Source organism: Staphylococcus sp. HL28, assembly GCF_021117155.1.
In the GTDB taxonomy this organism is placed as follows: Bacteria; Bacillota; Bacilli; order Staphylococcales; family Staphylococcaceae; genus Staphylococcus; species Staphylococcus warneri.
On record NZ_CP088218.1, the window covers coordinates 2437006 to 2451003 of the forward strand.

Annotated in this window: 19 protein-coding genes; 5 read left to right on the top strand and 14 right to left on the bottom strand. The window is 31.3% G+C overall.

The features are described from left to right. Positions 1-212: 212 nt before the first annotated feature. The 8 genes from LPC11_RS11870 to LPC11_RS11905 all read right to left on the bottom strand — a co-directional run bounded on the left by LPC11_RS11870 (position 213) and on the right by LPC11_RS11905 (position 5376). Positions 213-854: a pathogenicity island protein gene (locus LPC11_RS11870; RefSeq protein ID WP_023374540.1), complete on the bottom strand. Its 642-nt coding sequence runs from the start codon at positions 852-854 to the stop codon at positions 213-215. A 1-nt stretch (position 855) separates the two neighbouring features. Then, on the bottom strand, positions 856-1218 hold the full coding sequence (locus LPC11_RS11875; RefSeq protein ID WP_023374539.1) for a hypothetical protein: 363 nt from the start codon (positions 1216-1218) through the stop codon (positions 856-858). 310 nt (positions 1219-1528) lie between these two features. Then, positions 1529-2998, bottom strand: coding sequence for a virulence-associated E family protein (locus tag LPC11_RS11880; RefSeq protein WP_231307282.1), 1470 nt, complete (start codon positions 2996-2998; stop codon positions 1529-1531). Between the two features lie 12 nt (positions 2999-3010). Next, on the bottom strand, positions 3011-3883 hold the full coding sequence (locus LPC11_RS11885) for a primase alpha helix C-terminal domain-containing protein (protein ID WP_023374537.1): 873 nt from the start codon (positions 3881-3883) through the stop codon (positions 3011-3013). Positions 3884-3982: 99 nt separating this feature from the next. Continuing rightward, positions 3983-4318, bottom strand: a complete 336-nt coding sequence (locus LPC11_RS11890) for a hypothetical protein (protein WP_023374536.1) — start codon at positions 4316-4318, stop codon at positions 3983-3985. A 1-nt stretch (position 4319) separates the two neighbouring features. Beyond that, positions 4320-4679: a hypothetical protein gene (locus LPC11_RS11895; protein ID WP_023374535.1), complete on the bottom strand. Its 360-nt coding sequence runs from the start codon at positions 4677-4679 to the stop codon at positions 4320-4322. A gap of 209 nt (positions 4680-4888) precedes the next feature. Further along, positions 4889-5161 (bottom strand): helix-turn-helix domain-containing protein, encoded by a 273-nt coding sequence (locus tag LPC11_RS11900; protein ID WP_023374534.1) that lies wholly within the window; start codon positions 5159-5161, stop codon positions 4889-4891. Next, positions 5161-5376, bottom strand: a complete 216-nt coding sequence (locus LPC11_RS11905; RefSeq protein WP_104681485.1) for a helix-turn-helix transcriptional regulator — start codon at positions 5374-5376, stop codon at positions 5161-5163. The genes LPC11_RS11900 and LPC11_RS11905 overlap by 1 nt, the downstream gene beginning before the upstream one ends. 191 nt (positions 5377-5567) lie before the next feature. Between LPC11_RS11905 and LPC11_RS11910 the strand changes: the two genes are divergently transcribed. The 3 genes from LPC11_RS11910 to LPC11_RS11920 all read left to right on the top strand — a co-directional run bounded on the left by LPC11_RS11910 (position 5568) and on the right by LPC11_RS11920 (position 8899). Further along, positions 5568-6491, top strand: a complete 924-nt coding sequence (locus LPC11_RS11910) for a helix-turn-helix domain-containing protein (protein WP_023374532.1) — start codon at positions 5568-5570, stop codon at positions 6489-6491. Positions 6492-6499: 8 nt separating this feature from the next. Further along, positions 6500-7723 (top strand): tyrosine-type recombinase/integrase, encoded by a 1224-nt coding sequence (locus LPC11_RS11915; protein WP_023374531.1) that lies wholly within the window; start codon positions 6500-6502, stop codon positions 7721-7723. Positions 7724-7885: 162 nt separating this feature from the next. Then, the gene (locus LPC11_RS11920; protein WP_231307283.1) at positions 7886-8899 is read left to right on the top strand and encodes an Abi family protein; all 1014 of its coding nucleotides are present in this window, start codon (positions 7886-7888) and stop codon (positions 8897-8899) included. Positions 8900-9039: 140 nt separating this feature from the next. Here LPC11_RS11920 and rpsR read toward each other — a convergent pair whose 3' ends face one another. From rpsR to rpsF, 3 genes are read right to left on the bottom strand one after another with little or no spacing between them, the layout of a single operon-like run. Beyond that, a complete protein-coding gene (rpsR, locus tag LPC11_RS11925; protein ID WP_002451519.1) occupies positions 9040-9282 on the bottom strand; it encodes a 30S ribosomal protein S18 in 243 nt (80 codons plus the stop codon). Positions 9283-9325: 43 nt separating this feature from the next. Continuing rightward, complete coding sequence (gene ssb, locus LPC11_RS11930) at positions 9326-9841, bottom strand: single-stranded DNA-binding protein (RefSeq protein ID WP_002466536.1); 516 nt, start codon at positions 9839-9841, stop codon at positions 9326-9328. Positions 9842-9862: 21 nt separating this feature from the next. Further along, the gene (rpsF, locus tag LPC11_RS11935; protein WP_002451521.1) at positions 9863-10159 is read right to left on the bottom strand and encodes a 30S ribosomal protein S6; all 297 of its coding nucleotides are present in this window, start codon (positions 10157-10159) and stop codon (positions 9863-9865) included. A 375-nt stretch (positions 10160-10534) separates the two neighbouring features. On the opposite strand from rpsF, the gene LPC11_RS11940 reads away from it, so the two are divergent. Together LPC11_RS11940 and LPC11_RS11945 are read left to right on the top strand one after the other, a co-directional pair. Further along, positions 10535-11356 carry a GH25 family lysozyme gene (locus LPC11_RS11940; protein ID WP_023374529.1) on the top strand — a complete coding sequence of 274 codons (822 nt, stop codon included), beginning with the start codon at positions 10535-10537 and terminating at the stop codon, positions 11354-11356. Positions 11357-11417: 61 nt separating this feature from the next. Continuing rightward, positions 11418-11609 carry a hypothetical protein gene (locus LPC11_RS11945; RefSeq protein WP_002451523.1) on the top strand — a complete coding sequence of 64 codons (192 nt, stop codon included), beginning with the start codon at positions 11418-11420 and terminating at the stop codon, positions 11607-11609. A 166-nt stretch (positions 11610-11775) separates the two neighbouring features. On the opposite strand, the gene ychF is transcribed toward LPC11_RS11945, so the two are convergent. From ychF to LPC11_RS11960, 3 genes are read right to left on the bottom strand one after another with little or no spacing between them, the layout of a single operon-like run. Further along, complete coding sequence (ychF, locus tag LPC11_RS11950) at positions 11776-12873, bottom strand: redox-regulated ATPase YchF (RefSeq protein WP_002451524.1); 1098 nt, start codon at positions 12871-12873, stop codon at positions 11776-11778. An 11-nt stretch (positions 12874-12884) separates the two neighbouring features. Further along, positions 12885-13088: a DUF951 domain-containing protein gene (locus tag LPC11_RS11955; RefSeq protein ID WP_002451525.1), complete on the bottom strand. Its 204-nt coding sequence runs from the start codon at positions 13086-13088 to the stop codon at positions 12885-12887. A gap of 20 nt (positions 13089-13108) precedes the next feature. Then, entirely contained in the window at positions 13109-13987 is an 879-nt protein-coding gene (locus LPC11_RS11960; RefSeq protein ID WP_002466537.1) for a mechanosensitive ion channel family protein, read from the bottom strand. Positions 13988-13998 lie beyond the last annotated feature (11 nt).

Consider the following 13998-nt stretch of genomic DNA (forward strand, 5'->3'; position numbering starts at 1 on the left):
CAGATGATATTCACACACTTTCACAAACTCCCTAATAAGAACAAACGTTCTATTCAAGAGTGTAGTTTTGCCCCTTATGAAATTTTGAATACTTAGCTTTTTTTAGTTTTTTATCAAAGCCCAAATTTGAACTCTGCTATTTTTTCATACCTTCATAAAACCTTTCCTATTTTTATATAGGAGCCACACAACATATGTGACCCCTCTTAACACTACTTATTCAAACTATAATAAGTTGCTTTCAATTCACTTAACTTACGTTCTAACGCCTTGTAATCGTCTTGTGTAGCGTTCTCGTCTTGCACAAACTCAGTTACCAACTTCAATCCCTCGATTAATTCTGTTGCTGGTTCATTAATCCCTGTCGCTAACTGGTACATTAATTCAATGTTACCAATCACATCTGCATTACTAGACTGAACGCCCTCAACTGAACCTGCGTCAAAACCCTTTTCCATATACTCGAACACATCACTGTTATTTGATTCTGCGAATGTCTGCAGTCCATATAAGAAATACTCATCTTCAAACAGTCTAGACGCCATCATATCGCTAATAGAGATGTGTCTATCATCATCTACGTCATAACCTGCATAATGCCCCTCAATACTTCTTATAAGCCCTTCAGTGTGCTTAGGAGACGCTAATTCAAACGCTTTTCTAACATTACAATCTTTGATGTAGATATGACCGTACAAATTACCTTCCATGACCACATACACCATATCAAACGGATCGTTATATATTTTGAATCCAAACGGTGTCTTTTTGCTACTTTCTAATAAACCTGTGTAATATCTTAATAACGTGCCTGCTCTTGTTTCAAATTGATTTGCGATTATTTCTATGTTCATATTAGACGCACCCCATTTCTTTCTTACAAATATTAAATGCAACAGGCAACCAATGATCTGTTTTAATATATTTAGACTTCACTATCGGTAAGTCCAACCCTTTACCATCAACTAGATAAATAATTGGTGGACAAATATCCATCTCAATTAATCCATCTCGTTTAAGTTCGGCAATTATATTAAACGCTTCTTGGTTCCATCCAATCCAAAACACTATATTTGGATGTTGGCCACTTGTATATGCTCCATCACCTTTATAATTAAAGTTATTTTCTTCAAATACACTTTCTATTTCTACAAAAGTAGTTCCATCGTGTGATTTTATATATTCTAAAATTTCTGATTTTAAATGATTTTTATTCATTTTCTTCCTCCTAAATTTCGTATAGGTGTTCCAGTGTTCCATTTATAATGTGTTATGGGACAATATCAGAACGTCCCATAATCATTACTCTCCCAAAGGATTAAAGCTATCTGTTCTGGTGTTCCACTGTTTATAGGCAACACTTATATATTTTTGTGAATGTATAGATTACTCTTCTAAAATATATACATAAATTTCTATAAGTTTAGGTAAAAGTTTATGGAACACAGGAACAATTGCAGCATGTAACTTACTGCCACAAGGGATTTAAGGTGTTCCAAAAGTGTTCCAAAGGTGTTCCATCGTTCCATTACTCAATCGTTTTGGTTTTTAATTCTTTATAATAAGAATCCATTTCGATATCAAAACCATATTGTAACCCTATACTCTCACCGAATCTTGATCGTCTTTTTGTTTGCCCACAATAACGTGTGTTTCTTAATGCTTTATCAATCTTTCTTAAATGATGTTGTTGTGGTTGGTCATCTCGTTTCATCATCACTTTCCAAATTTCCATACTACATACTTTGTCACGCCATACATAAGCACCTGGTTTTGCGTTTGGTAACTCAATTAATTTTCCATCACCATATAATTTAATATAATCTTGGTTTATAACATCGTGAGCAGATATTCTTTTTTCTTCCAATGTTCTATACCAATAGTCAGACGGAATAGGACGCTCAAGAAATTCTTCAATTTCGCCGACTAAAACGTCTTTTTCAGAATGCTCTTCTTGGACTTTCAAAGCTGTTTCACTAGCTTCTTTATCTAGTAACAATGCCTTATCTGTTGGATCTTCGTCAAAATATACTTTAGCTTCAGCGAACATTTGTTGAACAATGTCTTGTGTAAGATCGTCAAAAGGACTTTTAGTTGCTTTATTTTTATCTGTCGTAATAGGAAAGAAACGACGATTACCTGTTTGGTCTTTTAGAAATTCGTAATTATTTGTCGTACCTATAAAAATGCATTGGCGTGGATGTCGTTCAATACGTTTACCATATGAAGCCCTATAAATATCTACAATCGCACTAATGAAACTTTTAATATCTTCAATAGTAGATTTTTGAAATGCTGCAAGCTCTTCTATCTCACACAACCAAGAGCCTTGTATTTTTTTATAGGATTCATCACCTTTAAACGTTTTTAAACTTTGGTTATACCAATGACCACCTAACTTACTTACTGTCGTTAATTTACCGTCACCTTGCCCACCATATAAAATAATCATGGAATCATATTTGATACCAGGATGATAAATTCTAGCAACCGCACCCATCATCCATTTTTTAGTCACTTCACGATTATAGTGATTATCTTCTGCACCTAAATAATCAATAAATAATGTTTCGATTCGCTTATTGCCGTCCCATGTTTTAGATTCAATCATGGACTTAATAGGATGAAATTTATTATGATAAGCTTCTTTTTCAATGACACTATCCATAATGTCACGACTAAATTGCACATTATAATATCTATCTATATGAGAAATGACATGAGTTGTATCAATATCAGCCCAATAGTAATTATTATCATCATTGGTACGCCAATATGGTAAACGCTTCAGTTTCGTAATTTTTTCAAAGGAATCGTACTGTACTAACCCTTTTAAACTTTCATCATTTTCCATAATTAATTCTGCGTTTGAAGTTGTCTTTTTAAGGGCTTGTGTTGTGGCTGATCGTCTTAATTTACTACGCCAATCATCACTATTGGCCAAAAAATTATTTTCATCAATCAACTCAAATACTTCTTCTTTGGTTACATCTTCCAAATAAAAACCTCCTTACTTATTCTTACTATCTTTCTTCAAAATGCTTTTGAATGTACGATTAACTTCCTTTTGTTCAATTGGTGGCCTGCAGGTCATCGCCCATGCACTTACCAATCCGTAAACAAGATTAGCGTCCACATAACGACGTAATAGGTACCCTGTTAAAGAAGCCAATGTTTGGTTACGTTCACCTTCACCTACACCAAATGCAATTTCGCGCCAATATGAACTATTGTGTTTATGAAAATGATTTGAATAATCCACAGTTATTGGCGCATTTTTAACAACCATCTTGTTTAATTCTTCAGTGGTAATTGCTGGTGCGTCATTATATTTAAAAATGTAAATTGAATCCTTTGATTTTTTAACTGGTAAGGCCATAGCTTGTGATGGTACAAAACTAGCTTCATCTACTGGATAACCAATATAACGTGCTAATCCATTTGAATACTTCCGATAGTCTGATGCACTCACTGGCTCATTTAAAGGTACTATAAGACGAATGCGAGGCTTTTCAGCAGTATATGAATACGTTGTATGAAATGCCCAAGATACATGTTCCAATTTAGCTTTCAGCACTTCATATAGACCTCTAAAATCTTTGATTTCATCATAATCTAATGTGATTGCACTTCGGTTAATTAAAGTAGCATCACTACGATATTTACTAATGTTTTGATTGTCTTTTTCTATATCTTCAAAATCACCGTATACGCATAGACCACGTTTATATTTATTTTCATTAATCATTGGTATTTGAAGCTTATTCAACCAATCTGACCAATTATATAAATCAGAACCATTACACGAATTTGAATACAAGTTTTTATATTGAACAATATGAATATTAAAATTATTGTTTAACTTAACTTTTTGAAAATCCAATTTTTGACCTCCATTTAATACAAACAAAAGGACAAAGATGTTATAATAAATATGCGCAATTTCTTAATTGCCCTGTTATTTGTTTAGTTAACTTGTATATTATGCGTTATCAGTTCCGTTTGCCGACTTCACTGATGACGCTTTTTCTATTTGTTCCATCGCACTGCTAAATTCATTCTTAATCTCTTCTTCAATTGCATCAATATCTTTTAATATTGAGTTTAATACTGCCATTAATACATAATTGTGATTGATATGTTCCTTAACGATATATGATTCCATTGGTTTGTTTTGTTTATCAAGTAATGATTTATATTCTTCGCCACGAGCCATCTCTTCACCAATAAGCGTAATTACTGTATTAAGTTTTGAATTTAACTCAGCATCTACAAAACTATTTTTTAATTCTGATACATGAAATTTTAAATCTTTCATTCTAGTATTCCTCCAACTTCCCAATAAAACTTGTCATTTCTTCGATTGCCCATTTTAATTCTTCAACATCATCTTTAGTAATGAATTTATGAATATTAGAATCTTCATAATTAATAGGAAAGTCGATCAAAATATTTGAAGATTTTACAAACTCTTTATAATTTCTGTAATCATCTAATACTTTTGTAATTTCACTTTTACTTAAATTAGGATATTCATTTTTTATAATTGAAATATCTCTGTTACGACGTTTTCGTAATAATTTAGATATTTTTCTATTTTGCTTTTTATTATTCACTATGTGCTCATAATTCAATTTACCATCAATATTTTTGTAATCTTCTCTAGTTAATTTATTCATTTGTTCATTTTCCTCTCTGAATTTATTATTTTTATTTAAGTTTTGTTTGTTTTTCACCTTATTCCACCTCCAAATTTAATCCGTATGCCGACGCTAAAATAAATATTGCTGATGCTACAAAAACATCGAGTAATAGAGCGCTTGCTAATGTTATAAACGAAATCGTACCTATGTACGTTAGATAATTTTTCATTTTTTCTCATTCCTTTCTACATCCATTTTTTATGACGTTTCTTCATGTACTCTTCAAAACGGGGAATACTAATGACCGTCATTGTTGATGACAATGAGTAATACAAGTCATCAATGCCTTTAGAATCTTTCTCCCATTCTTTCAATATACGGTTTACTGAACTGTACGAAATTCCGAATATACAAGCTAGCGTATTGGGTTTAGCAAACATAGGCTTTACCACTACTTGCTTTGGTTCAGTGATCGTATTTTCCTTTGTTGGTATATCTTGCAACTTTGTTCTAGACATTATTTAACCTCCTTAACTTCAAATTCAAAAATATCTTGAATTTCAACACCTAATGCATTAGATACATCTTTTGCTTTTTGAGGACTTAAACCTTTCTTTCTAGTTACTACTGAACTCATATAAGTTCTAGAAATATTAACCTTATCTGAAAATTCTTTTATGGAATATCCGTTTAAGAATATTTCATTTTTTAACAAATTTTCCTTAGCTTTCACTAAATCATCTCTTAATCAAATTTAAATATTAAACTTAATTGAAGACCATATATATTAGTCATAAAGCCTTTTAATTAAGTTGTATTTATAATTTAACTTAAGTTAAGTCTAAAGTCAATAATTATTTAACTTGAGAATTTAAAAATGCTATAATCTATGTATAAATTAAAAAGAAAGGTGTTTTTTACTTAATGTATGATTTAGGGACGTTTTTGAAGAATGAACGCTTAAACAAAAAGAAATCTGTAAAAGAAACAGCAGAAGAACTTAAAGTTAGTAGTTCTTATATATCAATGGTCGAAAACAACAAAACCTTTCCAAATAGCGATTACTTATATAACCTATCTTCTTATCTTTATGGTGGAGAAGAAACATATGACATATTAGTAGCAGAAAAATACATAATGTATTGTTTGGTAGGCGGAATAAAAGTACAACCTTATCCATTCGTTAAATTTTTATTAACAGAGCGAGGTATGTTTGAAAATAATTCAATGGTGGCAAAACCGTACTATTCATTGAACTGGCTATTAAATCAGCATAACTCACCTATTACTTTTGGATTTAAAAATGATAACCATTTTTCATTTGACCTCGAAGAAATAGAGCCGATATCTGACTTCAATTTTTTTAACGGAGAACCTAAAGCTTTCATACAATTAGATTCAAAAGACAAAAAATTTATATATGAACTTATAGAAAGTTACCTTAAAACTAAATATTCAAGTCTTATTGAGAATAGATTAAACCCAATTAAAAATGATGTTGATCTTATAATTGAAAAACTATTTGAAGATACTGATAATTCAAATATAGCTACACCTATTTTTACAATAGATGAATTAACTAAAACCAATAAACAAATTAATGTATTACACATAAGAAAAAATTGGAAAGTAGTTAATTACACTGATTTAGATTTCTTAATAACAAAAAAATCATTATTAGGAATCAAACCACAAAGTAATACAAGCAAGGAATTTGTAAAAATTGGTGAAATAGAATTTGATGAGACAAAAAACAACCTAACTAACTTTTCAATAAAATTTCCGGATAACTATCAAATAGATATAAAAAAAGAGGATAAAGAAATAATTTTTGAATATAAAAAGTAGGGATAAAAATGTGGCATGAGAAATTTACTAACAAACATGGTGATGTACAATTTCGCTATTACGAGAAGTACAAAGATCCTCTCACAAACAAATGGCGACGTGTTAGCGTGGTACTTAATAAGAATGGTAAGCAGTCACAAAAAGAGGCTCAGAAGCGCTTAAATGAGCGTATAGAGGCTAAGCTAAATGACAAGACATCTACTACACTTAAGTCACTAACTTTCCATGCTGCATGTGATGAGTGGTTAGAGTACTATAAAAATCATTCTGGTTCAAAGGCTACAACCATTAAAGAAAAATTAAGTAATACAAACACAGTTAAAAATGCTATTGATAAAGAAGTGCTGATAAACAACATCACACATACATACCTACAAGATATTATTAATGAGTGGGCTAGTATACATAGTAAAGGACATGTTCAGTCTCTTGTTATTATCATTCGTTCTGTTTTCAAATATACGTTTAAATATTACGATCTACAAGATATAAGTGTACTAGATAAAATAGATATTCCTAAAAAGGCTAAAACTAGGGACGAACTACAAGCCAAACGTAATAACTATTTAGAAGATAGTGAAGTTAAAGAGTTACTTAATTGCTTTGATTACCTAATTAAGCACAAAAAACATTCAACGAGAAAACGTAATTATAAAATGGTAAAGGCTATAGTACAGTTTCAAATTGCTAATGGCATGCGTATCGGTGAGCTACTTGCAATAAAGAGAGAAAATATAAACTATGAAGATAAAACGCTAGAGATCGACGGTACAATTAATTGGGTAACTGATAAAGAAACGGGAGCATTCGGAGTAAAAGAAACTACTAAAACAAGTAAAAGTTATAGAACCATCGGACTCACTACCCAAAGTATCAACTTACTTAAAACACTTATTTTGGATAATAAGAAAGAAAACCAGTGGAATGAAGATTTTATTGATAGAGGGTACATATTTACAAATACAGCTGGTAGCCCTATAGACTTAAACAAAGTAAATAGCATTATTAAAGAAGCTACTGAGATTAGTTCAATAAAGAAACGTGTTACAACGCACACATTACGTCACACGCATATATCCACACTTGCACAATTAGGGATTAACCTAAAAGCTATACAAGAGCGTGTAGGACACTCAGACTATAAAACTACCCTAGAGATATACACACACGTAACTGATCGGATGGCAAAAGATATGATGAATAAATTAAATAAAGTAAATTTTAAAAATTAGTAGGAACGACTTCCTTTTCCAATGAAAATGTATTATAATTTATTTCGAGGTAAAGATGGTTATTCGCTTTAGAATAACTTTTCGATTTTTAAACATTATCAGTAGAGTGGCTCAATATCTTATAGGTATTGAGCTATTCTTATATAAAAAGAAGGTATATATATGAAACCGTTCAAAACTCACAGACAACAACTAAGAATTTTGAGAGATCGTGGATTGACTATTTCCAAAGATGGCGAAGGCTCGAAAGTCATGAGAGTACTAGAGAAAGAAAATTATTATAATGTGATAAATGGATATAAAGATCCTTTTTTTAAAAAAACACCAAATAAACTCAATAAAATCCCAGAAGAATTTGAAGATAATAAATCTTTCGATGAAATATATTCTTTATATGTGATGGATAGACGATTACGTTCACTAATTCTTGAATACTTATTATTGTTAGAAACTCATTTAAAATCTGCTATATCTTATAAGTTTTGCGAAAAATTTCCAGAACAAAATTCCTATTTAGATATCCAAAATTATTCTTCTGATAATGAAAAAATCATCGATAAAGTTTCAGTTATTGCTAATTTGAGTGGAGTTATAAAAAGAAATATCAAAAAAGAATCTTTTTCAAACAATCAAACATTAAATTCTATTGAACATTATTTAAAAAATCATCAAGGAGTTCCTTTATGGGTGTTAGTCAATTATTTAACTATAGGAAATATTTATTACTTCTACAAAGCTCTAGACAATGATTTAGCTGATGATATTGCTAAGGTTTTTAAAGATAGGTATAAACGTAGTAGAAATAGACACATTTCATTAAATAAAAAAGATTTAACTACTTTAATACATTTTATAAAGACATATAGAAATGTATGTGCACATGAAGAAAGATTATTTGATTTACAAATTGGACCTCCTAATATTTCGAAATATATAAATGCTTATAATAGAGAAAATAGAATTAATGTTACTAGTGATGAACTCTCTAAAGGAGATATGTTTTGTTTATTATTTGTTTTGAGATTTTATTTAAGTAAAGAGGAATATTTAAATTTAATTCGTGATACAGAGGAAATAATTAAAGAGCATAAACCAGACTTTTCAGAAGAAAATTATAGGTATATATATATAAAAACCGGTTTACATAAAATAAAATTTAATAAATTATATTTATAAAAGTTAAAAATCAAGCTCTTTTTATGCTTAAATTTTAAAACTTTTCACATCATGCCCTTTTTCTGCCCTTTTCAAATATTTCAAAACACAAAAACAACCCCGTAAGCCTATACTTACGGGGTTTTACAATAAATAATCTATTATTGTTCTTCTTTAACATATGGTAATAAAGCCATATGACGTGCACGTTTGATAGCAGCTGTCAACATACGTTGATATTTAGCTGAAGTACCAGTTACACGACGTGGTAAAATTTTACCGCGTTCTGAGATAAAACGTTTTAATAATTCAGTGTCTTTATAATCGATATGTGTAATACCATTTGCTGTGAAATAGCATACTTTTTTACGACGACGTCCGCCTCTTCTTGGTCCACCTGCCATGATTAACTGCCTCCTTTTAATTTTATTTTTTAATTAGTTATTTTTAGAATGGTAAATCATCATCACTAATATCAATAGGTCCGTTCGCATTCGCAAATGGATTATCTGATTGATTTGAATTAGGTTTTGATGAATTGTTGTTATACGAAGTATTTTGTCCTGATTGTTGACCACCGAATCCTTGACCGTAGTCTTGGAATTCGTTGTTTTGTGAACGTTGGCCACCGCCATTTTGTGAATTCTTAGGTTCAAGGAATTGAACACTGTCACAAACGACTTCAGTAACAAAGATACGACGACCTTCTTGATTTTCATAACTACGTGACTGTATGCGACCATCAACGCCAGCTAAACTACCTTTAGATAAGTAGTTATTTACATTTTCTGCTTGTCTTCTGAAAACAACACAGTTAATGAAATCTGCTTCGCGTTCCCCTTGAGCATTCGTGAAAGTACGATTAACTGCTAGAGTAAATGTCGCTACACTTACGCCTGAGGGAGTGGTTCTGTATTCTGGATCTTTCGTTAAACGACCTACTAATACAACTCTATTTAACATTTAAACGCCCCCGTCAAATTATTACTTATCTTGGTCTTCACGGATAACGATGTAACGAATGATATCGTCATTGATTTTAGCTAAACGTTGGAATTCGTCAGTAGCTTTGTTGTTATCTGATTTGATACGTACGATGTTATAGAAACCTTCTTTGAAATCATTGATTTCATAAGCTAGGCGACGTTTACCCCAGTCTTTTTCTTCTAAAACTTCTGATCCTTCTGAAGCTAAGATACCATTAAAGCGTTCAACAACTGCTTTTTTCGCATCTTCTTCAATGTTTGGACGTACGATGTACATAATTTCATATGTTCTCATTGTATATTTGCACCTCCTTGTGGTCTATACGGCTTATCATCATTTTGTGATAAGCAAGGAATAATTTTCATTACTCACAATCAAGAATTATAGCACAGAGTATTACTTTTTACAATCATATTTGAAATTATAATAAACCAAATAACAAACATATAGGCACTATATCCTCTTTTTGATGTTTACTCGATAGAGTAACTGATATTAATATAATTTTTTCAACCATTTTTTATAAAAATCAATATGAATATACATAATAAAATCATTCTTTATATTGTGTAAGTCGTATCATTGTAAATAAAAATTAATTGTAATAACATCATCATTGCGTTTTCAATTCAATTGCATTTAATTTTTTATAAATAAAGGAGAACTTTTATGTTAAAGAAACTATCTTACTCGATGTTTGCTGCAACAATGTTAACTACAATTTCAGGCATTAATTTATCATATGCAGATGAAAATTCAAATAATACAAACGATACTCAAAGTAAAAAAGGTACAATGGGCTACGGCTATCAACAATATATGAAAAAGCACCCAGAAAAAGCTAAAAACGATACACAAAACCGATCTACTTTTTCAACTAAATCAAGCGCTGCAACAACTAATAGTGGTGAACGTGTACTTGATATTTCCGAATGGCAAGGTAACTTAACCGATGCTCAAGTAAAACAACTTAAGAAAAATTATGATTTTATCATTATTCGTGGACAATATGGTTCTGAATATGTCGATAAATGTTTAGAACACAATTCTGCCTTATTAGATAAAAACAATATGAAATTCGGTGTTTATTCATATAGTATGTACGAAAATGCTGACGATGCTCGTTATGAAGCAAGAATGTTATACAATCGTGCACCAAAAGCAGAATTTTATATCAACGACTATGAACAACAAACGGTTACTTCTGGCGATGCGAACACTGCTACAGTAGCTTGGGCTGATCAAATGAAAAAACTAGCTGGTAATAAGAAAGTATTATTCTATTCATACGAAAACTTTATGGTTAATAATGTCGCTAATGCAGTGAGTTCATATGACGGTTATTGGTTAGCTTCATATCAGTCTCAAGAGCCAACTCGAGAAAAAGTGTTATGGCAATATACAGATAGTTTCTATTCATCAGAACTAAATCAAAATGTAGATGCTAACTATGTTGATTCAAATGTAAGCACAAACTGGTTTACATCATAAATGTGTAAAAACACTTCACAAACGCGAACATTTGTTCTATAATGGGTGTGAGGTGTTTAACATGAACTTAAATTTAGATTGGAATAAAGACTTTCAAGAATTTCAAGATATTTTAAATTGTGGTTTGCACCCTGAATGGTTATACAATGCCAAAGCTAATATGATTTTAGTACCTGCTTATACTGGTGAAGGCAAACAATTTTTTAGAACTACAGATATTCTTAAAGCAAGTGAGGTTATTCCTTTCTTTTAATATAATAATGTTGTATTTAAGCAATGTAGTCTTGTCACTTAGTAACTCCGACCATGTACTACATTGCTTTTTTCTAACTAATCGACAATTTCCCTCATAAAAAAACTACCCTAGTTACTATAGGGTAGTTAAAATCTAATCAATTAATTAATAATGGTAATTATAATTAAACATTAAATCTGAAATGAACAATATCTCCATCTTGCATGATGTAATCTTTACCTTCTAAACGTTGTCTACCTGCTTCTTTAGCACCATTTTCGCCACCATGTTCAACATAATCACTATAACTTGTAACCTCTGCACGGATAAAACCACGTTCAAAATCTGTGTGGATAATTCCAGCACATTGTGGTGCTGTCATACCTTGTACGAATGTCCAAGCACGGACCTCTTGTACACCAGCAGTGAAGTATGTTGATAAACCTAGCAAGTCATATGTGGTACGAATTAAGCGATCTAAACCTGGTTCTTCAATTCCCAAGTCTTCTAGGAACATCTCTTTATCTTCATCATCTAATGTTGCAATTTCTTCTTCAATTTTTGCACTGATGACAATTACTTCAGAGTCTTCTTGAGCAGCATAATCACGAATTGCTTTCACTTTATCGTTTTCTTCATCACCAATTTCGTCTTCACCAACATTAGCAATATATAACATTTTTTTAGATGTTAATAATTGTGCTTGGTTAACCCATTTTTGATCTTCATCATTAAATTCGATACTACGTACTGGTTTACCTTCTTCTAATGTTTCTTTAATTTTAGATAAAATACGTAATTCCATTTCAGCAGTTTTATCTTTTTGGCGAGCCATTTTTTCAATCTTAGGCAAACGTTTTTCTACTGATTCTAAATCGGCTAGTACTAATTCCATATTGATAACTTCAATATCATCTAGAGGATTAACTCGACCAGACACATGTGTGACATTTTCATCGTCAAATGCACGGACAACTTGGCAAATAGCATCAACTTCTCGAATATGTGATAAGAATTTATTACCTAAACCTTCACCTTTTGATGCACCTTTAACAATACCTGCAATATCAGTAAATTCGAATGTTGTTGGAATCGTCTTTTTTGGTTGAACCATTTCTTCTAGTTTTAACAAACGTGAATCCGGTACTTCTACGATTCCTACGTTTGGATCGATTGTTGCGAATGGGTAGTTAGCTGCTAAAGCCCCCGCTTTAGTAATTGCATTAAAAAGTGTAGACTTCCCTACGTTTGGTAAACCTACAATACCTGCTGTTAAAGCCATTAATCATTCTCCTAACTTTCTGTATCTTCATTGGATACTAAAATTTTCTTTAATTTTTTATTAAACGTCTGACGTGGAATCATAATACTACGTTGACAATTTTCACATTTAATCCTAATGTCAGCGCCCATTCTTATGATTTTAAAACGATTTGTTCCACATGCATGTTGTTTTTTCATTTCTACTATATCATTTATTCCGTAATTTGACGTCATGAAATTACCTCCAATGATAATTAGCCACGTTTTTGCTCGTCATATGGAGCAAAAATGGGTTTAGGCATTTTAATATTTTCTCTAACAAATAATCGCTGTACTTCTTTTCTAATAATTCTACCACCAGCTGCACCTTCTCCAGGTATTGTTTCTGCAGAGATTCTGATAGTCACCTTATTATTATCAATAGAATCAATACCTTCTACAACAGGGTCACTCACAAATAAGTAGTATTTACTTCTAAGTGATGTGAATAATTTATTCAATTCTTTCTCAACATGATCTAAATTCTCTTCTATTGAGACCGGTATCGCTACAATCGAAGTTCCGTTAGTAATTGAGAAGTTAGTAATTTCACCCATACTACCGTTTGGAAGAATCGTTAATTCCCCTGAGATAGTATTAATACGTGTTGATCTAAGTCCAATTGATTTAACTGTTCCTTCAGCAACCGTCGTACCACCGCTATTGATTTTAACATAGTCGCCTACATCAAATTGATTTTCAAATATGATAAAGAAGCCCGTAATGATATCTTTAACAATTGTTTGTGCACCGAAACCTACGGCTAAACCAACTACGCCGGCACTCGCAATAATGCCTTCTACGCTAATTCCAAATTTACTTAAGATGGTCGTGATAACGATAAACCAGACAATATATTTAACTACATTTTGTACAAGTGAAATTAATGTTTTTGAACGTTTTTTATTACCTTTTCTGCTCTTGTTTTGAATTTTAAATGCTTGTTCAATCACTTTGTTTAAAATACTTATTACTATAATTGCTGCAATAATATAAATCAAAATCATGATAATCTTGATAGCCAACGTTTCGTACGTTTCAACTTTAGTAAGTGGCTCTATTAACGAAGAAAGGATATGTTTGACTTGATTCATTATGCATTTAC

What these genes read in the sequence shown, in the direction of transcription:
- LPC11_RS11870 (WP_023374540.1), bottom strand. Translation starts at nt 854, where the DNA reads ATGAACATAGAAATAATCGCAAATCAATTTGAAACAAGAGCAGGCACG.
- LPC11_RS11875 (WP_023374539.1), bottom strand. Translation starts at nt 1,218, where the DNA reads ATGAATAAAAATCATTTAAAATCAGAAATTTTAGAATATATAAAATCA.
- LPC11_RS11890 (WP_023374536.1), bottom strand. Translation starts at nt 4,318, where the DNA reads ATGAAAGATTTAAAATTTCATGTATCAGAATTAAAAAATAGTTTTGTA.
- LPC11_RS11895 (WP_023374535.1), bottom strand. Translation starts at nt 4,679, where the DNA reads ATGAATAAATTAACTAGAGAAGATTACAAAAATATTGATGGTAAATTG.
- LPC11_RS11900 (WP_023374534.1), bottom strand. Translation starts at nt 5,161, where the DNA reads ATGTCTAGAACAAAGTTGCAAGATATACCAACAAAGGAAAATACGATC.
- LPC11_RS11910 (WP_023374532.1), top strand. Translation starts at nt 5,568, where the DNA reads ATGTATGATTTAGGGACGTTTTTGAAGAATGAACGCTTAAACAAAAAG.
- LPC11_RS11915 (WP_023374531.1), top strand. Translation starts at nt 6,500, where the DNA reads ATGTGGCATGAGAAATTTACTAACAAACATGGTGATGTACAATTTCGC.
- LPC11_RS11920 (WP_231307283.1), top strand. Translation starts at nt 7,886, where the DNA reads ATGAAACCGTTCAAAACTCACAGACAACAACTAAGAATTTTGAGAGAT.
- rpsR (WP_002451519.1), bottom strand. Translation starts at nt 9,282, where the DNA reads ATGGCAGGTGGACCAAGAAGAGGCGGACGTCGTCGTAAAAAAGTATGC.
- ssb (WP_002466536.1), bottom strand. Translation starts at nt 9,841, where the DNA reads ATGTTAAATAGAGTTGTATTAGTAGGTCGTTTAACGAAAGATCCAGAA.
- rpsF (WP_002451521.1), bottom strand. Translation starts at nt 10,159, where the DNA reads ATGAGAACATATGAAATTATGTACATCGTACGTCCAAACATTGAAGAA.
- LPC11_RS11940 (WP_023374529.1), top strand. Translation starts at nt 10,535, where the DNA reads ATGTTAAAGAAACTATCTTACTCGATGTTTGCTGCAACAATGTTAACT.
- LPC11_RS11945 (WP_002451523.1), top strand. Translation starts at nt 11,418, where the DNA reads ATGAACTTAAATTTAGATTGGAATAAAGACTTTCAAGAATTTCAAGAT.
- ychF (WP_002451524.1), bottom strand. Translation starts at nt 12,873, where the DNA reads ATGGCTTTAACAGCAGGTATTGTAGGTTTACCAAACGTAGGGAAGTCT.
- LPC11_RS11955 (WP_002451525.1), bottom strand. Translation starts at nt 13,088, where the DNA reads ATGACGTCAAATTACGGAATAAATGATATAGTAGAAATGAAAAAACAA.
- LPC11_RS11960 (WP_002466537.1), bottom strand. Translation starts at nt 13,987, where the DNA reads ATGAATCAAGTCAAACATATCCTTTCTTCGTTAATAGAGCCACTTACT.